This window comes from Kistimonas asteriae, assembly GCF_018263925.1.
In the GTDB taxonomy this organism is placed as follows: Bacteria; Pseudomonadota; Gammaproteobacteria; order Pseudomonadales; family Endozoicomonadaceae; genus Kistimonas; species Kistimonas asteriae.
The window spans coordinates 88501-113498 of record NZ_JAEVHF010000016.1; the positions used below are offsets into that span (position 1 = coordinate 88501).

Annotated in this window: 25 protein-coding genes; 10 read left to right on the forward strand and 15 right to left on the reverse strand. The window is 51.9% G+C overall.

What is annotated here, in order from left to right:
- Nucleotides 1–132 precede the first annotated feature (132 nt).
- The 6 genes from KHS78_RS17080 to KHS78_RS17105 all read left to right on the forward strand — a co-directional run bounded on the left by KHS78_RS17080 (nt 133) and on the right by KHS78_RS17105 (nt 5137).
- Nucleotides 133–480 carry a hypothetical protein gene (locus KHS78_RS17080; protein ID WP_211829760.1) on the forward strand — a complete coding sequence of 116 codons (348 nt, stop codon included), beginning with the start codon at nt 133–135 and terminating at the stop codon, nt 478–480.
- 349 nt (nt 481–829) lie between these two features.
- Nucleotides 830–1351 (forward strand): pilin, encoded by a 522-nt coding sequence (locus KHS78_RS22695; RefSeq protein ID WP_425513975.1) that lies wholly within the window; start codon nt 830–832, stop codon nt 1349–1351.
- Nucleotides 1352–1411: 60 nt separating this feature from the next.
- The gene (locus KHS78_RS17090; protein WP_211829761.1) at nt 1412–2629 is read left to right on the forward strand and encodes a methyltransferase family protein; all 1218 of its coding nucleotides are present in this window, start codon (nt 1412–1414) and stop codon (nt 2627–2629) included.
- 119 nt (nt 2630–2748) lie between these two features.
- Nucleotides 2749–3444, forward strand: a complete 696-nt coding sequence (locus tag KHS78_RS17095) for a DUF484 family protein (RefSeq protein ID WP_211829764.1) — start codon at nt 2749–2751, stop codon at nt 3442–3444.
- Nucleotides 3441–4436 carry a tyrosine recombinase XerC gene (gene xerC / locus KHS78_RS17100; RefSeq protein WP_425513973.1) on the forward strand — a complete coding sequence of 332 codons (996 nt, stop codon included), beginning with the start codon at nt 3441–3443 and terminating at the stop codon, nt 4434–4436. The genes KHS78_RS17095 and xerC overlap by 4 nt, the downstream gene beginning before the upstream one ends.
- Nucleotides 4433–5137, forward strand: coding sequence for an HAD family hydrolase (locus KHS78_RS17105; RefSeq protein WP_211829766.1), 705 nt, complete (start codon nt 4433–4435; stop codon nt 5135–5137). Before xerC ends, KHS78_RS17105 begins: the two co-directional genes overlap by 4 nt.
- A gap of 128 nt (nt 5138–5265) precedes the next feature.
- Here the strand turns inward: KHS78_RS17105 and tenA are convergent, their stop codons facing one another.
- The 4 genes from tenA to KHS78_RS17125 form a co-directional block, all read right to left on the reverse strand.
- Nucleotides 5266–5928 carry a thiaminase II gene (tenA, locus tag KHS78_RS17110; protein WP_211829767.1) on the reverse strand — a complete coding sequence of 221 codons (663 nt, stop codon included), beginning with the start codon at nt 5926–5928 and terminating at the stop codon, nt 5266–5268.
- A 123-nt stretch (nt 5929–6051) separates the two neighbouring features.
- Nucleotides 6052–7602 carry an NCS1 family nucleobase:cation symporter-1 gene (locus tag KHS78_RS17115; RefSeq protein ID WP_211829768.1) on the reverse strand — a complete coding sequence of 517 codons (1551 nt, stop codon included), beginning with the start codon at nt 7600–7602 and terminating at the stop codon, nt 6052–6054.
- A gap of 50 nt (nt 7603–7652) precedes the next feature.
- Nucleotides 7653–8924: an NAD-dependent dihydropyrimidine dehydrogenase subunit PreA gene (preA, locus tag KHS78_RS17120; protein WP_211829769.1), complete on the reverse strand. Its 1272-nt coding sequence runs from the start codon at nt 8922–8924 to the stop codon at nt 7653–7655.
- 2 nt (nt 8925–8926) lie between these two features.
- Nucleotides 8927–10285 (reverse strand): NAD(P)-dependent oxidoreductase, encoded by a 1359-nt coding sequence (locus KHS78_RS17125; protein ID WP_211829770.1) that lies wholly within the window; start codon nt 10283–10285, stop codon nt 8927–8929.
- Nucleotides 10286–10574: 289 nt separating this feature from the next.
- Here KHS78_RS17125 and KHS78_RS17130 point away from each other — a divergent pair, with 289 nt between their 5' ends.
- The gene (locus tag KHS78_RS17130) at nt 10575–11270 is read left to right on the forward strand and encodes a TetR/AcrR family transcriptional regulator (protein ID WP_211829771.1); all 696 of its coding nucleotides are present in this window, start codon (nt 10575–10577) and stop codon (nt 11268–11270) included.
- A gap of 43 nt (nt 11271–11313) precedes the next feature.
- Here the strand turns inward: KHS78_RS17130 and hydA are convergent, their stop codons facing one another.
- The 9 genes from hydA to KHS78_RS17175 all read right to left on the reverse strand — a co-directional run bounded on the left by hydA (nt 11314) and on the right by KHS78_RS17175 (nt 20550).
- Nucleotides 11314–12753: a dihydropyrimidinase gene (hydA, locus tag KHS78_RS17135; protein WP_211829773.1), complete on the reverse strand. Its 1440-nt coding sequence runs from the start codon at nt 12751–12753 to the stop codon at nt 11314–11316.
- Between the two features lie 11 nt (nt 12754–12764).
- Nucleotides 12765–13631 (reverse strand): nitrilase-related carbon-nitrogen hydrolase, encoded by an 867-nt coding sequence (locus KHS78_RS17140; RefSeq protein ID WP_211829774.1) that lies wholly within the window; start codon nt 13629–13631, stop codon nt 12765–12767.
- A 311-nt stretch (nt 13632–13942) separates the two neighbouring features.
- A complete protein-coding gene (thiD, locus tag KHS78_RS17145; protein WP_211829776.1) occupies nt 13943–14746 on the reverse strand; it encodes a bifunctional hydroxymethylpyrimidine kinase/phosphomethylpyrimidine kinase in 804 nt (267 codons plus the stop codon).
- 175 nt (nt 14747–14921) lie between these two features.
- The gene (locus KHS78_RS17150) at nt 14922–15275 is read right to left on the reverse strand and encodes a hypothetical protein (protein WP_246506637.1); all 354 of its coding nucleotides are present in this window, start codon (nt 15273–15275) and stop codon (nt 14922–14924) included.
- A 128-nt stretch (nt 15276–15403) separates the two neighbouring features.
- Nucleotides 15404–16366, reverse strand: coding sequence for an SGNH/GDSL hydrolase family protein (locus KHS78_RS17155; protein WP_211829777.1), 963 nt, complete (start codon nt 16364–16366; stop codon nt 15404–15406).
- Nucleotides 16367–16510: 144 nt separating this feature from the next.
- The gene (locus tag KHS78_RS17160) at nt 16511–17491 is read right to left on the reverse strand and encodes an SGNH/GDSL hydrolase family protein (protein WP_211829778.1); all 981 of its coding nucleotides are present in this window, start codon (nt 17489–17491) and stop codon (nt 16511–16513) included.
- A 70-nt stretch (nt 17492–17561) separates the two neighbouring features.
- On the reverse strand, nt 17562–18377 hold the full coding sequence (mutM, locus tag KHS78_RS17165; RefSeq protein WP_211829779.1) for a bifunctional DNA-formamidopyrimidine glycosylase/DNA-(apurinic or apyrimidinic site) lyase: 816 nt from the start codon (nt 18375–18377) through the stop codon (nt 17562–17564).
- A gap of 201 nt (nt 18378–18578) precedes the next feature.
- Nucleotides 18579–19757, reverse strand: coding sequence for a reprolysin-like metallopeptidase (locus KHS78_RS17170; protein WP_211829780.1), 1179 nt, complete (start codon nt 19755–19757; stop codon nt 18579–18581).
- A 79-nt stretch (nt 19758–19836) separates the two neighbouring features.
- Nucleotides 19837–20550 carry a hypothetical protein gene (locus KHS78_RS17175; RefSeq protein WP_211829781.1) on the reverse strand — a complete coding sequence of 238 codons (714 nt, stop codon included), beginning with the start codon at nt 20548–20550 and terminating at the stop codon, nt 19837–19839.
- Between the two features lie 313 nt (nt 20551–20863).
- On the opposite strand from KHS78_RS17175, the gene KHS78_RS17180 reads away from it, so the two are divergent.
- Nucleotides 20864–21802 carry a pseudouridine-5'-phosphate glycosidase gene (locus KHS78_RS17180; protein ID WP_425513974.1) on the forward strand — a complete coding sequence of 313 codons (939 nt, stop codon included), beginning with the start codon at nt 20864–20866 and terminating at the stop codon, nt 21800–21802.
- Between the two features lie 23 nt (nt 21803–21825).
- Here KHS78_RS17180 and KHS78_RS17185 read toward each other — a convergent pair whose 3' ends face one another.
- On the reverse strand, nt 21826–22035 hold the full coding sequence (locus tag KHS78_RS17185; RefSeq protein WP_211829782.1) for a hypothetical protein: 210 nt from the start codon (nt 22033–22035) through the stop codon (nt 21826–21828).
- A 320-nt stretch (nt 22036–22355) separates the two neighbouring features.
- On the opposite strand from KHS78_RS17185, the gene KHS78_RS17190 reads away from it, so the two are divergent.
- Both KHS78_RS17190 and KHS78_RS17195 read left to right on the forward strand, forming a co-directional pair.
- Entirely contained in the window at nt 22356–23366 is a 1011-nt protein-coding gene (locus tag KHS78_RS17190; RefSeq protein WP_211829783.1) for a tryptophan--tRNA ligase, read from the forward strand.
- Nucleotides 23367–23586: 220 nt separating this feature from the next.
- The gene (locus KHS78_RS17195) at nt 23587–23811 is read left to right on the forward strand and encodes a DUF2835 family protein (protein WP_211829785.1); all 225 of its coding nucleotides are present in this window, start codon (nt 23587–23589) and stop codon (nt 23809–23811) included.
- Here KHS78_RS17195 and KHS78_RS17200 read toward each other — a convergent pair.
- Nucleotides 23804–24910 (reverse strand): phosphotransferase, encoded by a 1107-nt coding sequence (locus KHS78_RS17200; protein ID WP_211829786.1) that lies wholly within the window; start codon nt 24908–24910, stop codon nt 23804–23806. The genes KHS78_RS17195 and KHS78_RS17200 overlap by 8 nt on opposite strands.
- Nucleotides 24911–24998 lie beyond the last annotated feature (88 nt).

The following is a 24998-nucleotide window of genomic DNA, read 5'->3' on the forward strand; positions in this document are numbered from 1 at the left end:
CAGATTATTCTGTCGCTGTTTTTAACCACTCGGTCTGTTGAGTGGTTGTCAGTGATACTCGCCGGGTCGTCAGTGCGTGATACCCACGCTTTGTTATGCTCACTGCGCAGTTTTTACAACGGAGGTGATGGCATGGCTCAGGACATTGACGCCCGTAACAGAGGGATGAACGGTGACGATACCCATGAGGTCGTCGTATTGATACAGGAAGTGGCTCGAATATTACTGGATGAGCGGCAGCAGCTTGGCCTGCGAGTGGAAAAGCATTTCCGCCAGCTTGAACAGCGTTTGATTCAGCTGGAGCAGGGCATCGCACCTTCCGACGACCCGCGAAGCCAGCCAACGCTGCGGTTTGATCAGTTGGAACACCGGCTGGATCAGCAAGCAGAGAGGCTGAACCGGTTGGAAAAACTGTTGTTTCGGGTAGAGCAGCGATTTGCCATGCTCGAGCAGTTGTTGACCCAGACATTGGTACGATGAAAGTACCCTATACGTTTTCTGTTGTTGCTCTAACCTTTCCGGCAATCGTACTTCATAGCCTATTACCTTTTACGTTTACAGTGATAAGCGCTCGATGATCTGATGAGTGTATTCCCCACGTCAAAAAAGTGACGCAGAATGTCACCTGTTACCGAGTACATGACCACTGACGTCAGTGGTCATGGGTTGAAAACCAGTGGCTGACGGATCCTTTGCACTTTGTTGACGCAAATAACGCGGCCTCCGTCACACTTTCCAGCCTTTTAGCTGGCTGGCACACCCTTTGCTAAACCTAGGACGGGAAGAGGGTCAAAGACCTAATAAAAACGACTGAAGTAGGATAATAATGATGACGAACCAGAAGGGTTTCACACTGATTGAATTGATGATCGTGGTGGCGATCATTGGTATTTTGGCTGCCGTGGCGATTCCGCAGTATCAGAATTACACAAGAAACGCTACTGTACAGGCGTCTATTGCTGAGGCTGGTTCTTATCGTACAGCTGTTGCATTATGTTTACAGACACAAGCTCTTGCAGATTGCGATGGTGGTTCCGCAGGAATTCCAACGGCAACAGGTCGAATTACTTCTGTCACTGATGGTGTGATTACAGTAGAACCAGGTTCTACTTTCGGTGCTCAAACATTCACTATGACTCCAGATGCTGGTGGCACTGACTGGGCTCTGGCTTGTTCAAGCTGTACTGGTGATAGCACAGTTAATGATCTTGCGGCTAACACTGTATTAACTGGTACTCAAGGCTATAGCGCTAGCAGCTCTACTACAGGTGGTTCTACTACAGGTGGTTCTACTACAGGTGGTTCTACTACAGGTGGTTCTACTACAGGTGGTTCTACTACAGGTGGTTAATTGAGTATCTGGGAGAGGTTTCGTCCTCTCCCTTGTTATATACCTATATTTGATGAAATCATGAAAAGTTCTTTATTTGCAGTTGCTTTTTTCTTTTCATTTTTCTTTTTATTTAAGCTTCTAGATGTTAATCATCCAATAATACCTGTTGTTTTGCTTTTTTCTGCTTTTCTTGGCTATATAGTTAGTGAGTCAATAAGTTTAAAGCAGTTATTTAAGGTCCGGAAGCATGAGTTTTCTGCTCAGCGAATAAAGTATAAGTTTTTTTCCGCAAGTGTTATTCTGCTGGTGATACCGATTTATAGTTATTTGGGAACTATGGTTGGTTTTACATGGTTGCAAAGTTTTTGGAACGATTTGTGGTTGTTTTCATTTTTATTAATTCTTGTTCCATTATATATTGTTTTTTCAGACGTTCGGCAAAACGACCCGTATGATGAGTATTTTTATGTTGGTCGATTTTTGGCGACTGGTATAACAGCAGGAAAATGGGTCAATCATTTTTATCGAGCTTTACTGGTCAAGGCATTTTTCTTACCTTTAATGTATGGTTTTTACATTATTGCTGTTAATGATCTTTTAGGATGGCGCCTTGACGATGTCATGTCTTCGAAAATTTTCCAATATCTTTTCGTCCTAGGTCTAACAATTGATGTTCTCATTGGTACTCTTGGTTATGTATTATCGTTAAAGCTGTTTAATACTGATATTAAAAGTGTTGATTCTACACTTTCAGGTTGGCTAGTCTGCCTGCTCTGCTATCCTCCTTTCAACCAGCATGTAACAAATGTGCTGCATCAGCAAGATAATCTTTACTGGACTGATATTTTTTCACCGGAATCGCCGATTTACTGGGTTTGGGGCATCTTTGTTGTCCTTTCATGGGGGATATACTGGTGGGCAACTTTATCAATGGGGGTTCGTTTTTCAAATCTTACTTATCGAGGAGTTATTTCGTCTGGTCCATATCGATGGATGAAACATCCGGCTTATTTTTCTAAAAATGTTTATTGGTGGTTGATTACTATACCTTTTGTCACTGTGGGTGGTTGGTTCAGTATTTATGTTAATGTTATGGCACTAATTATGTGGAATTTGATCTATTATGCTAGAGCTAAAACAGAAGAAAGGCATTTGAGGAAATACGTTGAATATCGTGAATATTGCTCATTTGTCGATAGAAATGGATTGCTAGCAGTTATAGGTAATGCTCTCAGTCGATTAAAAGGAAAATACATAAGAAAAAAGGGTGTATTGAATAGAATTTATCAAGAATGATTGTGCAGCCATTTTGAAATGCCGATACTGTACTTATAGGCAATACTAATATCGTGCACATCGCCATAATCCACAGTATGATTTTCTCTGATCATTACGGTTAGGCACACAGGATCATCATGGACAAACAGGGGCAGCAGGCGTCAACCACGGGGCTGACGGCTGACGAGGTGGCAGATTACCTCAAACAGCATCCGGACTATTTCCATCACCGGGATGACCTGCTGGCCGAACTCTCCATTCCCCATCAGCGTGGCGATACCATTTCCCTGGTTGAGCGACAGGTGACACTGTTGCGTGAGCGGAACAGCGAGTTAAATCAGCGGCTCGGTAGCCTGGTGACGATTGCCCGTGATAATGATCAGCTGTTTGAACAGTGTCGTCGGTTACTGCTGGCACTCATGGAATCCGATACCCTGGACCAGGTGGCGGATACCCTTGAAGACAGTCTGCTGCACGATTTTCAGATGGATTATTGCAGTTTTATCCTGATCAGTGATCGTCCCCTGGAAACCCGGGTGCGGCTGTGCCGTGAGCGGGATCTCAGCAGGCATGTGCGGGATCTGTTAAGCCGCAATATGCAGGGCAACCGTACGGTCTGTGGACGGCTGCGTGCCGATGAGGCAGCTTTCCTTTTTCACGGTCATGCCAGCACGATCGCCTCAGCTGCCGTGACACCTCTTCATTATCATGAGCGGCTGGGTATTCTGGCGTTGGGTAGCCGACAGACCGACCAGTTCCGGGCCGGTGTTGATACGCTGTTTGTTCGCTTTATTGCGGATGCATTGGGGCGCATTCTTGGGCGGCTGATGTGAGTACGTCGGACAAGGGCTCAAACAACCTGCCCAAGAAAAACTTGCACAATACCAATAACGAAAACCCATCGGAAACCAAAACATCGTCATCGGCCATGGACCAGGCGGTTGATGCCTATCTTGGTTTTCTGCGCCATGAAAAAGGCCTTGCCGCGAATACTTGTGCAGCCTATCAACGCGATATTCAGAAACTCTCGTTGTTGGCAGCCGGGCTGACAATTGAACAGTGGCCGGCATTGACCGCAGAACACCTGCGTCGTTGCCTGGCGACACTGAACCGTGAAGGTTTATCCCCCCGCAGCCTGCACCGTTGGTTATCAGCTGTACGACAGTTTTTTGATTTCCTGATGCGTGAAGGTATTTGCCACAGTAATCCCGGGTTGCAGGTACAGGCGCCGAAGCGACCGAAGAAATTGCCGGATACCCTGGATACCGATCAGCTTGCCGGTGTGCTGGATGTTACGCCGGACTCACCGCTGTCGCTCAGGGATCATGCCATGATGGAGTTGTTCTACTCCTCCGGCTTACGGCTCGCGGAACTCGTGGCGCTGGACCTGGTGGATCTCGATCTTGACGAGGGCGTGGTACGCGTCGTCGGCAAAGGCAGCAAGGAGCGTATCGTGCCGGTTGGGCGTAAAGCCCGAAACGCGATTCAGCAGTGGTTGACGGTGCGTCGGGACATGGCGCAGGATGGAGAAAACGCCGTATTTATTGCCCGTGGGGGCCAACGGATCAGCCGACGACAGGTGCAGGTTCGAGTAAAGGCGTGGGGATTACAACAGGGGCTGGATGGCAACCTGCATCCGCACAAGCTCAGGCACTCTTTTGCCAGCCATTTGCTGGAATCCAGTGGCGAGTTGCGGGCGGTTCAGGAACTGTTGGGGCACAGTGATATTTCCACCACCCAGATCTACACCCACCTGGATTTCCAGCACTTGGCCAACGTCTATGACCGGGCACACCCGCGGGCACGGAAAAAGGACGACGAATGACTCTTAAGCTGATTACCTTCGACCTGGACGATACCCTGTGGGATAACCTGGTCGTCATCAAGGAAGCCGTGCGTCAATGCTATAGCTGGCTGCTGGACAATTACCCCAAACTGACGGATCACTACGATCTTGAAGGACTGGATGCCCTGAAAAACCGCTTCCGTGAACAGTACCCGGAGTTCCGGCACCAGGTCAGTCGTGCCCGGGTCATTGGTATGGAGATAGCGCTGGAAGACGCGGGCTACGATCGGGAAGAGGTTGTTGCAGGGGCTGAAGCGGCGTTTGAAATTTTCAGTCAGTGGCGGCGACGCATCGCTTACTACCCTGGGGTACTGGAAACACTGGAATACCTCCATGAGCACTACACTCTCGCAGCGCTGACCAATGGCAATATTGAAATGGCTAACCTGCAGATTGAACGCTTCTTTGATTTTGTCTTGAAAGCTGAGGAAATTAACAGCAGCAAGCCAGACCCGTTGATGTATCAGTTGGCCATGGAGCAGGCCGGTGTGACGGCTGATGAAATGCTGCATATCGGTGATAGCCCGGAGAACGATGTTCTGGCAGCCAAACAATTGGGTATCCGTACGGTCTGGTTTAATCCACAGGATGAGTCTTGGACGCACGACATCAGCCCGGATTATATGATCAAAGCGATTCCTGAACTGCGCAATATCGTCACGTCTGACGGTTTGTCCTGACCAATGCTTAAGTACCTGTTAAACAGTAATTTCATATTTCTCCCCTGCAGCCCACAAAGCGTGGGCTGCAGGGGAGAAAAGATAGGTCTGGGTGCTTATTATCGATTCTTTTAAACAAAGGTAGCCGTTTACTGCTTTTCCAGTCCCTGCTCCCAGAACGCAATTTCCATGCGGGTGGCATCGCGGAAAATCCGGTTCAGTTTGCGCCCCTGCTGGCTGTCTGCATGAATCTCTTTCATCATTTCGTCCAATGACTTGGTTTCGTCCACAGCCAGTTGCTGGAAGGTTTCACCAGCGTACATATCGATCCAGGCGATGTAAGGATTATTTTCACGGGCAGTAAACGATTGTTTTGGTAGCCAGGCGCCGATCTCGGCGTAACCCAGCGCGCAGGGCGCCAGCGCGACATAGAGTTCCGTCAGGCTACCGGATTGGCCTATATCCAGCACCAGCCGGGTATAGGCGACAGTGCCACTGTCTTCCTCAATGTTCTCCAGGTCCTGTTCAGAGATACCCCATTCCTGGCAGTAGGCGACATGCAGGCTGGTTTCATGTTCCAGCAGGCCGGTCAGTGCAGCCAATGGTCGTTGCATGGCAGAAAAGCTGTCGCATTTATAAATCGCCAGCGCATACGCACGAGCAAAGTGTTTCAGAAATAGGTAATCCTGAATCAGGTAATGCCTGAACGCGCTGTCCGGCAATGTACCGTCGCCCAGTTGTCGGACGAAACGGTGTTGGGTGTAATCCTGCCAGAGGGATTGATTGGCGGTGATCAGGTCAGAAACGTTCATGGTGTGAGTGAACGGCCAGCAGTGGATTTGTCGGAAATCCTAGCCACGAACCAGTGGAATTGCACGGATTATTACAGGGGAATAAAACGCTGGTTTGTCGTAGATGACAAACCAGCGGATGACTTAGATGACCTCTGCGCTCAGTGCTTCACTACGGCTGTCGTCTGATGTTCGACGTGAGTAGTTATTATCACTGTCTTGTGTGGGTTCTGACGGTGTTTGTGTCTGACTGAAGGCGTAATAGAGCAGCCCTCCCAGCAGTGAACCGGTAAACCAGCCATAGTTGTAGAACCACATCATGGACTGGCTGATGATTGCCGTAACGGTCAGGGCGACCGGAATGACAAAGGCGAGCATGGCTGCCGGATTGACTGAGGGATAGCGTCCCCCCTGACGATACAGGTCCACCAAGTTTAATTGCTGTTTTTTGATAATGAAGTAATCCACGATCATGATCCCGGCGATCGGTCCCAGCAGGCTGGAATAACCCAGCAGCCAGCCAGTGTATAAGGCTTCAACACTGGTGGTTGATGTGATCACATCCAGTTTGCGCAGAAGCTCCCATCCCATCAGCAGGATTCCCACCAGACCGGTCAGCAGAACGCCCCGTTTCCCATCAATCAGTTTCGGGGCAATGTTCTGGAAATCATTGGTCGGTGACACGATATTCGCAGCGGTATTGGTGGAGATCGTGGCGATAATGATCATAAGCATCGCAATCACCACGACGGCTTTATTATCAATTTGCCCGATCAGGTTGACCGGGTCGGAAATGGTCTGGCCAACCAGGGTGTGGGAGGCTGCTGTCAGTACCACGCCCAGTGCCGCAAAGAAAAACATGGTTAATGGCAGCCCCAGCGCCTGGCCCAGCAGCTGGTCTTTCTGGGAGCGTACAAAACGACTGAAGTCAGGAATATTCAGGGACAGGGTGGCCCAGAACCCTACCATGGCGGTCAGCCCACCGAAGAAGTAACCCCAGACACTGTCGCCTTCCGGGCGATTAGCAGGCGTTGCGAACAAGGCGGCAACATCCACTTTGGGCAGTGCCCAGATCATCAGACCAATACCCACGATCAGCAGCAGGGGGGCGGCAAAACTTTCCAGCTTACGTATCGCTTCAGAGCCACGAATAACAACGTAAAGGTTTAAAGCCAGAAACAGGAAAAAACCAATGACTTCACCTGTTCCGCCAAGCGAGGCCCAGCTGTCAGACAACGCTGAAAACATCAGATGGATGGCCAGCCCACCGAACAGGGTCTGGATACCGAACCACCCACAGGCGACAACGGCACGGATCAGGCAGGGAAGGTTGGAACCGCGCAGGCCAAACGACGATCGCAGGACAACCGGAAAGGGAATCCCATAGCGGGTGCCGCTGAAGGCATTAAGCATCAGGGGAATCAAAACAATGATATTAGCCAGCAGGATGGTCAGCAGCGCTTCGGTGACAGACAGGCCAAAGTAGGCGGTTAACACACCACCCAGTGTATACGTCGGAACACAGATGGCCATGCCCACCCACAGGGAGGCGACATGACCGGTTCTCCAAGTGCGTTCTTCAAGGCGGGTTGGAGCAATATCGTCATTAAACAACGGACTTTGTTTCAGGTCCTCGCCGACGTCCAGTTCAAAAAAATCACCACGCGTTTTCATGGATGATCGCTGCTCGCTCATGACTGCCTCCCTTGTCATTCATTATTCTGTGGGTTGCGGGTTAACCGTTGTCAGTCTGTTCCGGCATAAGGATTCTGTGGGTGTTGCGTCCAGTTAAGATAGGGCTTGCCGGTATCCTGGGCAACCATGGTGATGCAGTTTTCCACCGGACAGGTCATCTGACACAGATTACAACCCACGCACTCAGTTTCAATAACCGAAAAGTTACGAATACCCTCATTGCGGGTATACCGGATCGCTTGGTGGGACGTATCTTCACAGGCGGCATAGCAGCGCCCGCAACCAATGCACTGGGCCGGATCGATGTGGGCAATGGTCTTGTAATTCAGATCCAGGTATTGCCAGGAGGTTTGATGAGGCAGGGCCTGTCCACGAAAGTCTTCAATAGATTTGTATCCCTTGTCGTCCATCCAGCGGCTCAGGCCATCAATCATGTCGTTAACAATCCGGAATCCGTACAGCATGGCCGCAGTACAGACCTGCACATTGGCCGCGCCAAGTGCAATGAATTCAGCCGCATCACGCCAGTTGTTGACGCCCCCGATACCGGACACGGGCAAGTCGGCCGTTTCAGGATCAAGACCAATCTGGGACACCATGTTCAGGGCAATCGGCTTGACGGCCGGGCCGCAGTAACCGCCGTTGGTCGACTGACCGCCTACCGCTGGCGCACTGACCATGGTGTCCAGATCAATATGGGTAATGGAATTGATGGTGTTGATCAGGGAAACGGCGTCTGCACCGCCAGCTTTTGCAGCACGGGCTGAGAGTCGTATATCGGTGATATTGGGGGTCAGCTTGACCACCACGGGAAGACGGGTGTGTTTTTTGGCCCATTGGGTCACCATCGTCACATAATCAGGCACCTGGCCTACCGCAGACCCCATGCCGCGTTCGGGCATGCCATGGGGGCAGCCGAAGTTGAGTTCAACACCGTCCGCGCCGGTGGCTTCGACCTGCTTGAGCATGCGCTGCCAGGCGTCTTCCTCGCAGGGCACCATCAGTGACACGATCAGACCACGATCCGGCCAGTCCCGTTTGACCTGGGTGATCTCATCCAGGTTGACCTGCAACGGGCGATCGGTGATGAGTTCGATGTTGTTGATGCCGATGACCTGCCGATTCGGCCCATAATGGGCCGAATACCGCGAGGCGACATTGACGATGGGCGGGTCTTCACCGAGTGTTTTCCACACGACGCCACCCCAGCCCGCCTCGTAGGCACGGACGACGTTGTATGCCTTGTCGGTGGGGGGGGCGGAAGCCAGCCAGAATGGGTTGGGGGACTCAATGCCAAGAAAGCGGGTGGTTAAATCGGCCATGATCACTGACCCTCCTGTGCTTTCAGGTCCAGGTCAATGGCTTGGGCTGCCAGTTTACCGTGTTGGACTGCCACAACCGCGAGGTCATCATCGCGGTCAACACAGTCGCCTCCAGCATACACATGGGTCAGTGAGGTCCTGAACTGGTCATCCACATGGATTCGGCCTTTGGAGAGCTGCAGGGTTTCTCCATCCGTAAATGGCTCGGGAATAAATGTTTGTCCCGTTGCCTTGAATACCATGTCAGCAGGCAGGGTATAGTATTCTCCGGTACCCGAGAGGTTGCCCTGATCATCGGTATGGGTGCGTTCGAATTCGACACCAGTCATGGCATCATGGTTGTGCAGTATGCGAGCGGGTCTGGCGTGATAGCGGAGTGTGACACCATGGTCTTTGGCGACATGCTGCTCATGGTCAGTAGCCGACATGTGTTGCGGCCCACGACGGTAGACCATGGACACTTCCTCAGCGCCCAGTTGCCTGCTTTGCGTGGCGATATCCACAGCGGTATTGCCGGCGCCAATCACAACCACACGTCGCCCGACAGGTAGTTTCGCCAGCTCATGGCTTTGGCGCAGTTCCGCGATGTAATCGACAGCATTGCATATGGCATCACTGTCTTCACCCTCAATGTTCAGATAGTTGACGGCCTGCAGGCCTGCGGCGATGAATACGGCATCGTACTCCCGGCGCAGTTCCGATAATGAGATATCCTGTCCGATGGCAGTCTCACAATGAAGTTCAATACCCCCAATACCCATGAGGTACTCGATCTCTTCATCGACGGTTTCCTGTGACAGCTTGTAGCGAGCGATACCATAAGTATTCAGGCCGCCGGGTTTGTCAGCCGCTTCAAAGATGATGGCATCGTGCCCCTTGATGGCGAGGTGCCATGCCGCAGACAGTCCGGCGGGGCCTGAACCAATGATGGCAATCCGTTTCCCTGTAGAAGGGGCTCGACTGGCCGGTTGTGCGGACTTGTCGCGTCGGTGATCCATCGCATGCTGCTGCAGTTGACCAATCAACACCGGTCGGCACTCCTGTTCATGGCTGCGGACACAGGCCTGTTCGCAGAGAATTTCCACAGGACAGATACGCGCACAGCTGGCACCCAGAATATTCGATGTCAGAATCGTATGGGCCGCGCCGTCAATATTCCCGGTATTGATGCCGCGGATAAAACCAGGAATATCTATGCCGGTCGGGCAGGCAGTGATGCAGGGCGCATCGTAGCAGAACAGGCAGCGTGCGCTTTCTACCTGTGCCTGCAGGGTGGTCAACGGTGGTTTGATGTCGGCAAAGTTGTTGTCGTATTCAGTTGCTTCCAGTCGTCCACCGCTGATGTCCGCAAAGGCTTTCATGGGAAGGCTCCTCAAATCAGCGTGTTATTGTTCTTTGCTTCAGAAGCTATCAGAACACTTCTGTGTAATCACGGTGTTTCAGTTATAGACGCATACGGTTTGAAAGGCATGAAAGCAGATAGCGTGCCATTCCTGCGTATATGGGCAGGAATATAGTTTCCCGCTTGAATTGCGCTGTTATCGTTAAAGGGGAATACTAGAGACGTGATATAGATGGCTGCTGTCGTATCAATGTTATTTAATCGCGGTGCAGCCGAAGCATCAAGAATCCTGTTACAGGACATAAAGCATGGACACCAGCACCATTACAAAAAAAAGCGGGGTTCTGCCTGTACCAAAGACGGCACATAAGGCGGCAATCCGGGAAGCGAATGTTCGGAAAATCCTAGCGGCGGCCACCCGCTGTTTTGCCATCAATGGCTTTAAGGGAACCAGTACCGGTGACATTGCCCGACTGGTCAACCTGCCTAAATCGAATGTGCATTATTACTTTCCCTCCAAGCAGGATCTCTACCTGGAAGTGCTTAAGACAACCGCAGAAGCCTGGATGCAGGATGCGGATGTTTTTCTCTCAGAGCACGATCCCGCACAGTCCCTGATGCACTATATCACCCAGAAATGTCGTGCCAGCCTGGAGAATCCCGAAGGTTCCCGTCTTTGGGCCAATGAAGTCATTAGCGGTGCACCGTTTGTCAGTGACTACATTACCAGTGAGGTGAAGCCTTGGCTGGATCAGTGTGTTGCGGTGATAGAGCAGTGGCAACGGGACAAACTGATTGAACCAGTGGATGGCCGGCAACTGATGTACATGATCTGGGCCAGTACCCAGCACTTTGCGGATTTTGCCGCGCAGATCAAGTTGCTGGGTGATAAAGACCAATCATGGGAATCTCAGGTTCAAGATGGGCATCGCACACTGGTAACCATCCTCTTGCGAGGGTTGGGGTTAACCGCGCCAGAGACCATTCCTGACTTCACCGTCTAAAGTCGGGCAACCGGTTGTTAATGGTTGCCCGGAGTTGGGCTGGCTATCGGCTGACAGCCTGTGGTGGATTTTGGTCAGCTCGTTTCTTCAGTACGTCATAGACCGGTGGGTAGGCGGGACGTGTTATGTAAGTCCCTCTGCCTGCCTCAGCGCGCAGCTCGCCTTCAGACCAAACAACGTCCCCCCGACTGATAGTTGTATTGGCAACACCCGATACCGTCATGCCTTCAAAGATATTGAAATCGACATTCTGATGATGGGTACGCGCTGAAATGGTGCGACTGGCGGTAGGATCCCAGACCACGACATCGGCATCGGCTTCTGGAGCTATCAGGCCTTTTTTCGGGTAGATGTTAAATATCTGCGCCGCGTTGGTAGAGGTGGTTGCGACAAACTCAGACACAGACAGTCGCCCCGTGTTCACGCCCGCATCCCACAACACGCTCATGCGGTCTTCAATACCGGCGGTGCCATTGGGAATTTTGGTGAAATCGTCCCGGCCTATGGCTTTCTGTTCGTTGCAGAAACAGCAATGGTCAGTCGCTGTTGTTTGCAGGGTACCGTACTGGAGCGCTTTCCATAACGCGTCCTGATGTTCCTTGCTGCGAAACGGGGGGCTCATCACATGGGCTGCCGCTTTTTCCCAGTCGGGGTCACGATAAACACTGTCGTCAATGATCAGGTGGCCAGCCAGCACCTCACCAAATGCTTTCATGCCTTTTGACCGGGCATAGGCGATCTCATCCGCAGCATCCTGGGTCGACACGTGGACAATGTAGATGGGCGCCCCCAGCGTTCCGGCAATCCGTATGGCACGGCTCGCGGCTTCCCCCTCGACCAGTGGAGGACGGGAGAGCGGATGGGCTTCCGGGCCTGTCAGTCCCTCCCGGAGCAGTTGCTGCTGAAGATGCCAGACCAGTTCGCCATTCTCGGCATGGACTGTGGGTATGGCGCCCAGTTCCAGGCAACGGCTGAAACTGGCGACGAGGATGTCATCAGGCGCCATGATGGCACCTTTATAGGCCATGAAATGCTTGAAGCTATTGACGCCATGCTCATGAACCAGGGTTCCCATGTCTTCATAGACGCTGTCATCCCACCAGGTGACAGCCACATGGAAGGAATAATCCGATGCCGCTTTTTCTGCCCATCCCCGCCATTTATGGAAGGCATCCAGCAGACGTTCGCCGGGAGCCGGGATGACAAAATCGATAATACTGGTTGTGCCACCAGCGAGGCCCGCGCAGGTGCCGGTATAAAAATCCTCGCTGGCTACTGTGCCCATAAATGGCAATTGCATGTGGGTATGAGGATCAATGCCGCCGGGCATCACATAGCAACCCTCAGCATGGACGATGTCACAACCTGTGGGTGGTTCCAGTGAGTCTTTTACGGCGACTATCCGGCCGTCTTCACAGAGCACATCGGCACGGAACGTACGGTCATGGTTGGCGACAGTGCCGCCCTGAATCAAGAGTGTCATGACAGGTCTCCTTATTCAGGCTGGGTCAGACGGTGATACTGGTCGGGACGGCGATCACGGAAGAATTGCCACTGGTTGCGGATATCCTGCACCTGTTGCATATCCAGATCATGAATCAGCAGCTCGTCGTCCGTTTCACTGGCCTGCGATTCAATGGCTCCCCGGGGATTGACGAAATAGGAGGAACCATAAAATTCACCAATATCCCAGGGTGACTCAGTCCCGACACGGTTGATGGCGGCGATGAAGCAGCCATTGGCCGCAGCGGCTGCGGGCTGCTCCAGTTCCCACAGATATTGAGAGAGGCCTTTTACGGTCGCCGACGGATTAAAAATGATTTCAGCACCGTTGAGCACCAGAGCTCGCCAGCCTTCCGGAAAGTGGCGGTCGTAACAGATATAAACGCCGATTTTCCCATAGCGGGTCTCAAACACCGGCCAGCCGGAACTGCCGGGTTTGAAGAAGAACTTCTCCCAGAAACCGGCAACCTGCGGGATATGGGTTTTGCGGTATTTGCCCAGGTAACTGCCATCTGCATCAATGACGGCTGCCGTGTTGTAGTAAACACCCGTCATCGCCTGTTCAAAGAGTGGAGCGATGATGACCATTTGATGCTTTCTGGCATATTCCTGCATGAGTTTGGTTGTAGGACCATCGGGAATGCTTTCGGCAGCGGCGTACCAGCGGGTGTCCTGGCTGGGGCAGAAATAGGGTTGGGTAAAGACCTCCTGAAAGCAGAGTATGTTGACGCCGGCTTTGCCTGCCTGCTCTATGTAGGGAATGTGCGCCTCCAGCATCACCTCACGAATCTGCTCCGGTGATTCACGGGTATCTGCCTTCAGCCCCAGTTGGATGAGTCCACAGCGAAGTGTCGACATGGTCTGGTCTCCTCATGTTGTCCTTACTGTCCGGATCACTCAGGCGGGTCCGGCGTGGCCGGTCGTATCGGCCAGCTCTACTGCACAACTTCAGAGCATCGTTTGTTCAATAGTTCTTGAGAGCGTGCTCGTTCCTTGTGTGGAGAGTGAGTGTAGTCAGTGAAATCAGGCCGTGTTGGAGAGCGGTTTTGCCCAGTGTCGGCATCAGCAGACGTGTCTGTTGAACAGAATGTTCAGGCACGGCAGGTAGGGATTAAGCAGCTACCATGCCATACCTGAATGAGTGGTCAGGAACTGTGGGAGGCGTTAAATCACTTCCACCATTGATAGAAGTGGTGTACTGGCCCATGGCCTTTGCCGATTGTCAGATTGTCTGCATGGGCAATGGCTTCGGCGATATAGTCCTTGGCCGTTTTGACGGCATCGGGCAGAGAGAATCCGCGGGCCAGAAGGGCGGTGATCGCTGACGATAAAGTGCAACCGGTGCCGTGGGTGTTCTGGGTCTGGATACGCTGGGAACGGAGATGGTAGATCTCTGTGCCATCGAACAGAATGTCTGTGCTCTCGGCTTCTGTCAGGTGTCCCCCTTTGACCAGAACCGCCTGACAACCCAGGGCCATTAACGGTTCCACCATCTTTTCCATGTCACTGGAGGCTTCGGGTACTGGACAGTCGAGCAGGACGGCGGCTTCCATCAGGTTCGGCGTGATCAGGCTGGCCATCGGGATCAGGCGCTCTTTGAGCGTGGCGATTGCCGCATCTTGCAGCAGACGATCACCGCTGGTGGCGACCATGACCGGATCCAGCACGATATGCTTGTCACGCTGGCCTTCGAGTCCGTCGGCAACCGCGTTGATGCTGTCGGTACGGCTCAGCATGCCGATCTTGATAGCCTGTACAGGAATGTCTGAGAACACGGAGTCCATCTGCTGTCGGATGAAAGCGGGCTCTACATCGGCAATGCCCTGCACCCCCTGGGTGTTCTGGGCGGTCAGCGCAGTGATGACCGAGCAGCCATACGCGCCCAGTGCAGAGAAAGCCTTGAGATCAGCCTGGATACCGGCGCCGCCACCACTGTCAGAGCCGGCGATTGTCAGGGCAATGGGTGTTGTCATGAAGGCATTAATTGTGAGTTACAAACGAGGTTGGGTAGTGTGGCGTATTTAGTCCTGATTGGAAACCTGCTTCTATTGTGTGGTCTGGGCGCGGCTATTACGCATCAGCGGTGATGATTTCAGCCATAAAAAAACGGCCATGCAGCCGTTTTTTTATGGTGACACCTAAAGCAGGTTATAAATCCGGATGTTCATTGTAAGAGCAACCCAGACAGCGAACGAAGGTTGCTTTGGCGGGTTCCAGAACGAGCTTGTCAGCGGCCTGGTTGATGTTTCCGCCAAGCGCTGAGAAGGGGGAACTGACGATAAAGATCGCGGTACCGACGGCGGTCGTGAGTAGAAGAAGGGGACGCGCCAGAACAAGATCCGCAGTCATGGTGAAGAAACCGGGATTTTCATTACGAGCCTGGAGGGTGTTCTTGTTCACTTCCTGCATTTGGACGTCACCTTCACTGGCCTGTGCCGGTGAGGTAAAGAGCAGGACGGTAGTCAAAAGTGTGGTCACTACTGCGAGAAATCGCTTTTTCATGGGATTATCGCCTCCCCGGCCCGAATGTGATCGTTATTTAATTTATGTCTCAATTATATCAGTTATCTTGGCCGACGGTATGTATTGTCAAGTTTTCTCAGCCAGGTTCAGGGTTGAATGAGAACCGGTTAATAGTTTTCCTGTATGAACTGGTCCAGCTTGTCCGCGATAATGCCATGCGCAAAGGTCGTTGGATGTAGATTGTCAAAAAAAAGCAGGCCTTCACATTGAGGGCTGTTGCGAGGATGGTGTATAGGGGCTGCAACATTGGACACTTTTCGATTTGCCGACAAGATGCTTTCCCTGACGGGAGCCGTGGCTTCGGAGGGGATAGTGCGATTTCGCCACATTCTACCGGTATAACAGGGTGTAGTTGCATCGTGCAGTCCATATTCATCAGGAAATGTCAGAATATCCTCAAAGACGGAATACGCATCGTAAATCTGGATGAAGTCTGATGGCAGGATACTCAGTAAAGTTTCTTCAAGTAATTGGTTATGACTAATCGTGAGCAGGTGTAAACGACCCGCATCCTTTTCCTGTTTAGCCAGAGGTGTTTGTGACATATCGGGTAAATTGATAACCAGGACTTGTTGAGCCCCCTTCAGGCGGAGGCGCAAGACTTGCAGATACAGTTCACGGACTGCCCGCTCCATATCATTCTGGCTGAGCCAGTCATAGGCAATGTAGTCATTGCCTCCCATCCAGATAATGACGAGGTCAGAAGGTCGAAAGGCATCCTGTTTCAGAAAGTGAGTAATCTCCTCTCCCAGGTAGGTAATATAGAGATACTTGATGGCAAGGCTGTATGTTGCGTAGTTAACAAGCGTTGCGCCGCCTTCTGATAGATTCTTGATGGGATAACGCTCGGAAATGATGTCGGTCCAGACAGGGCCGTTGCTAAAACGCCCATACCAGTACGGAGGGGAAACCGGGACTTTATCATGGAAAAATTCATATAGTCTTCCTTGATCAGACAGGCTGTCCCCAAAGATAACCAGACGATTGATTGTCGCGGCATAGGGTGTTGGTGTTGTGATAATGGATACAAATAGACAGAGAAACAGAGCGAACGTGGCTCGTATGATCATCGGGGTAATTGGCTCCGTGTGTCAGAAGATTGCCAGTGGATCCCAATAAAGCATTGTTGATAAGCATGAGGAGCAATAAATGACGCCTGTGCATCGTGAATGGGAAAAGATTACGACATCGTTATTAATGATGATGAATGCGGTTTACTGGCGGTAGTGTAGACGGATATAGGCATCCAGATACTTGGCAGATTGTTGATGTGCACTATGGGTGGGATGAATGGCATCCATATAGACGAACCCATCGCAATTCGGAGTGGGTGTCCATAAACGCCGGTAAGGTGTTGGCGTCAGTTGGGTTGTGTCTCTCAGGCTTCGTATAAAGTGCTGTTCTTCGTCGGAAGGGCTACTGGTTAATTCATCAGACTGACTCCAGGGGATTCCCCAATAATCACCGGTATAACAGGCTTCCCGGATATGCTGAAAACCATAATCTTCAGGTGATGTCATGAAATGGTCGAATATACTGGCAGCATCAAAGATCTGTACCGTGTCGGGGGAAAATGCCTGATCAAAGACCATCTTCATGCGCGTGTTATGGTATTCGGTGACATCTGACATCAGTTGTGCGACACCTTCCTTGTTCGCGATGGGCGACTTTCCCATGTCTGGCAGGTTAATGGCCAGGATATGTTTTGCACCCAGTCGTTCGATACGCCGGATCTGAATGACCTGCTCCAGAATGACACGCTCAATGTCTTCAGGACGTGTCCAGTGATAGGTGAGATAATCGTTACCACCAATCCAGACGATCACCAGATCATCGGGATGAAAGGATGACTTCTCAAGGAACTGGTCAATTTCATTTTCCAGGTGATTGGCCACTTTGTATTTTATATCACCACTGAATCGGCGGTAATTGACGGCGGAAGCGCCGCCCTCTGCTTCGTTAATGAGAGGGTAGGTTTCGGCCAGGATATCGGTCCAGACAGGGCCATTGCTAAACCGCCCTTTCCAGTAAGGTGGGGAAATGGGCATGGCGCCATTGACCTTGTCATGGAGCTTTCCCTGATCAGACAGACTGTCTCCAAAGACAACCAGCCGGTGAATGGCCAAGTCTTCGCTAGCGTGTACCTGACCCAACAGGCAGGTTATAAGGGTTAGTAATAAGAAAAATCGCTGCATCCTGTCACGCTACAATAGTGGTCAATGTTATATAACGTTTGACCTTGGGAGACCGATAAGGTTCCCGTTTTTAGCGTTGGCATTGGGGGCAAAAGCACGTTGAACGGTTTCCGAGCCTGACTTCTCGTATGGCGGTGCCGCAGGTCGTGCAGGGTTCACCAGCCCGGCCATACATGGCCAGTTCTATGCGAAAATACCCCGGTTTGCCATCACCACCGACAAAGTCCCTGAGGGTGGTTCCGCCCTGCTCAATCGCCCTGCTGAGAACGTCACGGATAGCCAGCTCAAGCCGCTGGTAGCGGGCTAGGGATATGCGCCCGGCGGGGCGATCCGGGCGAATCCCGGCCTTGAAGAGCGCTTCATTGGCATAGATATTCCCGACGCCGACCACGATGTGATTATCCATGATGAACGTTTTTATGGCCTGTTTACGGTTGCGGGACTGCTGGTACAGGGCTTCCCCGGTGAATAGCGGCGACAGGGGTTCGGGACCCAGCGCCTGGATCAGGGGGTGGTCATGAATCGCTTCCCTGGTCCACAACATAGCGCCAAAACGACGGGGGTCGGTGAGGCGCAACAGGTTGCCGGTCTCCAGCAACAGGTCAATATGGTCGTGTTTCATCACGGGGGTATTGGCCGGGAGAATACGCAGGCACCCCGACATGCCCAGGTGAATCATCAGTGTGCCGTTATCGGTTGGCAACAGCAGATACTTGGCCCGGCGTTGGACGTCATTGATTGTCTGTCCTTCCAGCATGGCAGGTAATTCAGGTGGCACGGGCCAGCGTAACCTCGGCTCCCTGACAATGACCCGTTCAACACGATGGTGGCGGACATGAGGCAGGATACCCCGTCGGGTCGTCTCAACTTCAGGCAGCTCAGGCATGTGGATAATTTCCTGTAACGGGCGAATCACTGCGCACAATAACAGCACGAGACAGGTTGTAAACAGTTTGGCTGGGTAAGCCTCTGGATGAGGTGTGGATAACTTTTCTCACAAGGCATGGACGGCCGGCTGCCACCGGTTGGTTAAAAAATAGCCGGCTAGGAAAGCCGGCTATTGAAAGGGGGCAATATGCTGATCGGATCAGGCGCTGTTGCTGTTCTTCCGAGCCTCTGCCAATGCGATACGGGCCGCACGAAGAACGCGACGTTGCTGGGCTAGATCCTTGCGAACCTGTCGGTACGTCTTGAGTTCATCCCTGGCATTGGTCAGCGCAGAACGCCATTGGGTAATGGCCTGATAATAAGATAGCTGTCCACGGCGCCATTGCGTGAAGACATTCCTCAGACTTTGAATGTGTTCACGAAAACGTTGGCGACTTTCCTTGAGCTCTTTGCGTAAAGCCTGCATACGTTGTCGCGCTTCGTTGTACTTGTTCTCGGCAACCTGAAGGCCTGCGGCTTGATCCTCATCAGGTGCTTTGAGTGTTGGGTAAAAGGCTTCAACAATCGGCGTTGTGTGTTTAAGGGTATAGACCGCATCGGCGCCATTGGCCGGATCCTTTTTGTCCACACCACAAGGTTTACCACGGCAGTCTAGAGAGGGGCTGGAGAATTTGTAGATTTTTCCAGACCAGTAATTCACGTTATAGGCCGACTGGTAAGCCATCACCGTTGTGAATTCACCATGGACGCCGTGGCCGACAGAGTAATCCCAGGTGCCTTTGCTGCCTTGTGCGCGGGAATGACTGAGCCCAAGGTTATGGCCGACTTCGTGCGCTGTGACATAGTCACCACAGGCGGAGGCGGTTACGTGACTGTACATGTAGTTTTTGTAGGCAGACAGGTCTCCCTGGCGCCCTTTGCCACCCACATAGGCGACGCCGCAGCTTCTGTGCTGGCTGCTGTAGGGACGCATCAGGATCACGACATCGGCACGGTGTTTTTGACGCAGCGCGTGTGTGTCTGAGAACGCCGAGTTACGGCCAAAGGCCATATCACCCAGGGCAGTGCCTGCATTGGACGTATCAGAATAACTCACCTGCTTGATGTGGACCGGACGCAGGGTGAGGTTGAGGTTACTGTCTTCATAGATTTTATTGGTGACACTGATCAGGTGATTGATCCGCGTACCGGCGTTACCGTTATAGCGGTCACTGAGGCCTGGGGTATGCAGAATCATGGCATCGAGATAGGTTTCAGCCATTGTCTGTGTGGCGAGGGTACTGCTCAGCGCCAGGGTTGCGATGCTCGTCATGAGCTGTCGTCGCCAGAGGCGCGCGGTTAACCCCGGACCGTCAGTCTGTTGTTGTCTGTTGTGCATGGCCATCTCCTTTGACATCAAAACCGGAAATCCATTGAGGAATCATCATGTGGGTACTGCCCGATAGTGCCGTAAACCATCAGTGCTGATGGTCACTTTCCTGTGGAACGATGGCATCGGTCTCTGCAGTCTCCAGCATGGAACGAGGGGGATTCTTGTAAATCCAGCCCTGACCATTAATGGTCTCCATGGAGTAACTGCCGTAAGGACTGGTGATGGTTGCGAAGCTGGTGCTTTCACCCTGGGTGATGATGACGGGGTAGGTGCCGCCATCCGGACTTTGTGTGCCGGCCAGATAACCGGTCAATGTCTTGTCACCATTGCCGTTGTAGGTGGTCTTTTCAATGACGGCATCATAGTGATGATTGCCTGGCAGGGTAAAACTGACGCTGTCGCCGGTGGCAACCACGTCAAGCTCGTCGGCATCAAGGTTGATTGCTGTTCGGTCCGTGACCTCTTCCGGCAGGGTTAACATGCCATCAGACGGAAGATTGTCTGTAGGTGCCCAGAGCGTAATGGCTAATGGCTCTGAGTCCTGCAGGGGTTCGTCATCAACGGTCTGGGCCAGTTCATCGTTGAAACTGTCAATCAGCTGATTGAGTTCGGCGATTTCCTTATCTCCCATCTGAGCGCCTGTAGCATCTGGCGACTGATTGTATTGATCAGCGGGGAGGTGCTGTTCTTGTTGGGTGAGTGCTTGAGAGGATGAATCGTTCTGTGAATAGAGCCAATAACCCGCTGTTCCCGCCGACAACACAATGGCTGCGGCAATGAGAGGTGTGTTTTTTTGCATACTTGTCCCTGTGTACCGTGTTTTTCAGGTTGCAAAAATAGACCGAAGTAACAAGCGTTATCCGGGGTTCCGTTTTTTTATTTAATACTGTTGAAAATTAAAGCACCCTTATGATTGTGAGTGCTAATAATGAATTTGCATGTTTATAAGAGCGAGTATTCAGTTTCTGGTGTTGATTAACAATTGTTACAGCAACCGGTTTGTTGATGAAAATTAATTGTTTATCGATCGAAAATAACCATAAAAATAATAATATCCAGTTGTTATATTCTCTTTTTATCTAGTCGGTTTATGGCTGCCAGAATGGAGATCAATGATGCCTTTGCAATACCTCGATCTCAGCCCGGAAGTGGCTGATGCGCTGGACGCTGGTCACCCCGTGGTTGCACTGGAATCCACCATCCTGAGTCATGGCATGCCCTGGCCACAGAATGCAGCAACAGCACATGCAGTGGAGGCGTGTGTCCGTGCAGCGGGCGCCATACCGGCGACCACGGCCATCCTCGACGGGCGCTTGAAAGCGGGATTATCGAAAACTGAGATCGATACCATTGGCCATCATGGTCAGCAAATGCACAAGGCCAGCCGGCGGGATCTACCCTGGCTGATGGCGACCGGGGGTAATGGCTCGACGACAGTGGCCTCCACCATGATTATCGCGGCATTGGCGGGGATTCGGGTGTTCGCGACGGGTGGTATTGGGGGCGTCCATCGTGGAGCACAGGAAACCTTTGATATCTCAGCGGATCTGCAGGAACTGGCCAGAACCCCGGTGGCTGTCGTCTGCTCAGGCCCCAAGATTATTCTCGATATCGGTCTGACGCGGGAATATCTGGAAACCCACGGTGTCACAGTCGTTGGTTATGGCACTGACACCCTGCCCGCGTTTTATGTGCGTGAAAGTGCGTTTTCTGTTGATTGCCGGGCTGACAGCCCGTCAGCCGTCGCCGACATTCTGCAGGCGCGCTGGTCTCTGGGGCTGGATGGTGGTTTATTGATTACTCAACCGGTTGATGCATCCATGGCATTGCCGGTTGAGGATGTAGAGCGGATTATTGCAAAGGCGCTGCAACAAATGGAGGTAGAGAATGTTGCTGGCAAGGCCATTACACCGTGGTTGCTGGGAAAGCTGCATGCCGGCAGTGGAGGGAAGACCTTAACAACCAATATCGGGCTGATAAAAGATAATGCGCGCCTTGCCGCTGAGATTGCCTGTGCATTGCATGCGTCGATATCCAACCCGGGTAGTTAAAATGCTGAGTCTGCGACTCGCATTTATTGGCTGACAATGCCTGTGAAACGGTTCAGGACAATTTTCTCAGGAATCATTTTGCCGGGGAATTGCCGCTTTTGCTGCCGAGACCGTTTTTTGCTGTTGTCGCGTTGTGCGATGGTAATACAGAGGTCTGAATCACCGGAAATCAGCGATCGATCAATGAACGATGATGCTGTTTTGGTGCATTGAGAAACAGGGATTAACACCATTTTTTCACCTGCTTGTGATGCTCCCAGTAATCCGAGGCTGTAACGGCTATATCGATGACAGGTGATGTTTGAAACGTTTACGGTAGATCTGGAACGGTGAATCATATAACCGGCTGCCTTACCTGCAAGTGAAAATCGAATGCGCATGTATCTATAGCGTGTTTCTCATATTTGGCAATAACGTACTATTATTGACGTCTTTTCGGTTACCCCGAAGTTGCTTCGAAAAAGCGCCTCTTTGGGGTATGCATGGAGTTGTTGCGGCCTCTCTCTTATAATCCGACCCTTTCTCGACTGGCGACAGGAATTTATTGTCACCCATGAGCACGATCAGAACCCTCACCGGTATTACCACGACCGGTACGCCCCATCTCGGCAATTATGTCGGGGCGATTCGCCCGGCCATCAAGTCCAGCCAGCAGGATGATACGGAATCATTCTTTTTCCTGGCGGATTACCATGCGCTGATCAAGTGCTGGGATCCCGAACGCGTGCACGAATCCGCTCGCGAGATTGCGGCGACCTGGCTGGCCCTGGGCCTCGATACTGACCGGGTGACGTTTTATCGACAGTCGGATATCCCGGAAATACCGGAACTGTGCTGGATCCTGACCTGCATGACCGCCAAGGGCCTGATGAACCGTGCCCATGCCTATAAGGATGCCGTGCAGAAAAATGAAGAAAGCGACGCCAAGGATCCGGACAAGGGCATCACCATGGGGCTGTTCAGCTATCCCGTGCTGATGGCCGCTGATATCCTGATGTTCAACGCCCATAAAGTGCCTGTCGGTAAGGACCAGATCCAGCACCTGGAAATGGCCCGTGATATTGCCGGCCGCTTCAACCACCATTACGGCGAACTGTTTGCCATGCCGGAAGCCGTGGTGGGAGATACGACAGCAGTCCTGAGTGGCCTGGATGGCCGCAAGATGAGCAAGAGCTACAACAACACCATCCCGTTGTTTGTGCCGGAGAAAAAGCTACGCAAGCTGATCATGAAGATCAAGACCAACAGCCTGGAGCCCGGTGAGCCGAAAGACCCTGACAGCTGCACCCTGTTCGAGATCTGGTCAGCCTTCGCGACGGTCGATGAGATTGCCGCCAAGCGTCGCCAATATGAAGAAGGCGCTGGCTGGGGACAGCTGAAGCAGGAGCTGTTTGAATACCTGAACGATCACCTGGCTGGCCCTCGTGCCCGTTACGAGGAGCTGATGCAGGATCCTGGCTATGTTGAGCAGGAACTGCGCAAGGGCGCTGACAAGGCTCGTAATGAAGCGTCAGCCCGTCTGGCGAAGGTACGTCAGGCGGTCGGTATTCGTCCTCTGGGCTAATCGAGAGCCTCTTTGACAGCCTGTGCATGGATGGCGCGGGAGTGGAGTATCCCTTTCGTGTCATCCAGAAAGAGACCGTCGTCAATCTGAACTTTTAGCCCTATTTCGATTCGAAATAAACAGCTGCGTAGACAGACAGTCTTCTGATTACTGTTTGCGGAGGCGAACTTCAGTTTTTATGCTTGTTAACAGATAGGCAAGATCGATAACAGGGAGTGTCATGGGAAACAAGGCCATTATTACCGTTAACCTGACATCTGAGCAGGTTAAACAATATTACATGGGGCAAAAGAACCGGGTTCAGGCGTATACGGACGACGGACAGAGTATCAGTGTGCCTTACGATATTCTGCTGGAGTTTGTGTCGCATCAGGGGATCTACGGGCGATTCGAGATCCGCTACGACGATGGCGGCAAATTCCAGGGAATCAGCCGTATCAGCTGAGCAGTTGCTGGCAGTCAAGATCCTCAAAGGCGCCGAGCAGGCACATGAGGCGGTTTAGCCATAATGGCTTGGCGCATCCTCTGATCTGTTCCTTGATGGCTGCAAATAGCTGAAAAATGACCATCAAGCGATAGTCGTCCATGAGCTGCTCAAAGCTATAGTTGTTCACACCTGTGTCAATTAGCGCTGCATGGTAGTGTTGCAGTAATCGTTTTTCCCGTTGATCCTGACTTCTTGTCTCTGGCATCCAGTAGCTGACTAACAACTGCACAAGATCATAAGCCGGTGTCTGGATTGTTGCCTGGTCAAAATCAAAGAGATACACAGGCCTATTGTCATCCGTGTTGGGATAGAAAAAATGCCGGAAGTAACAATCGCCATTAACCACCGTTACCTGCTGGAGATTTGTAAGCCTTGTCTGAAGATGATTACGCCAGAGTGTCGGTAGGTGAGGCAGAATCGTTGCGAGTTGCTGTAGTAGTTCGGCTGGAAACCAGGACTGCACGGCTTGTTGAAATGCATCAAACTCCTGCTGTCTGATGGATAGATTTGTGGCAAATTGCTGTTCACGGTCCCAGAAACAACCTCGCCCGAATACGGGGGAAGCATCTTTCAATACATCCTGCCTCCAGCATGCGCCATGGAAACAGGCCAATGCCTCAAGTGCTGCACATGCTTGAGTATCCGTCGGCGTCTGCTCCATCAAGCAGGCTTCCTGTTGGGTCGTCAGAACGACATGGCTGTGTGTTAAGTCATCCATCAGCAGATAGCTGAGCCCTTCAGTAGGCCGGTAACCCCACAGCTGTGCGGGTATAACGGCTGGGCATTGTATGGCGTGAGTCTGGAGTAGCTGAAAAAGGGCGACTTCAGTCATACCTGAATGGCCCGGTCGATACTTCATAACGACCTGTTCAGGAAGTATTGGACGGGTGTTTACACTATAGAGAAGCTGAAAGCGCTGCAGTGTCGCTGAGCTGTCAGGAACGGATAAAGGCGTGTGGCAGGCCTGGATAACACGCCCCTGTTGCAGCAGACCACTGCGATAAAATTCAGTGGTCAACCATTCCGGTGTCACAAAATGGAGAGGTGATGAGTGCAACTCTCTTCCTTTTTATTATCATTTTTCTTCTATATCAGCGTAATGCATTCAAGCCCTATGTAGAAATTGTTTATGCTTACGCTATTGA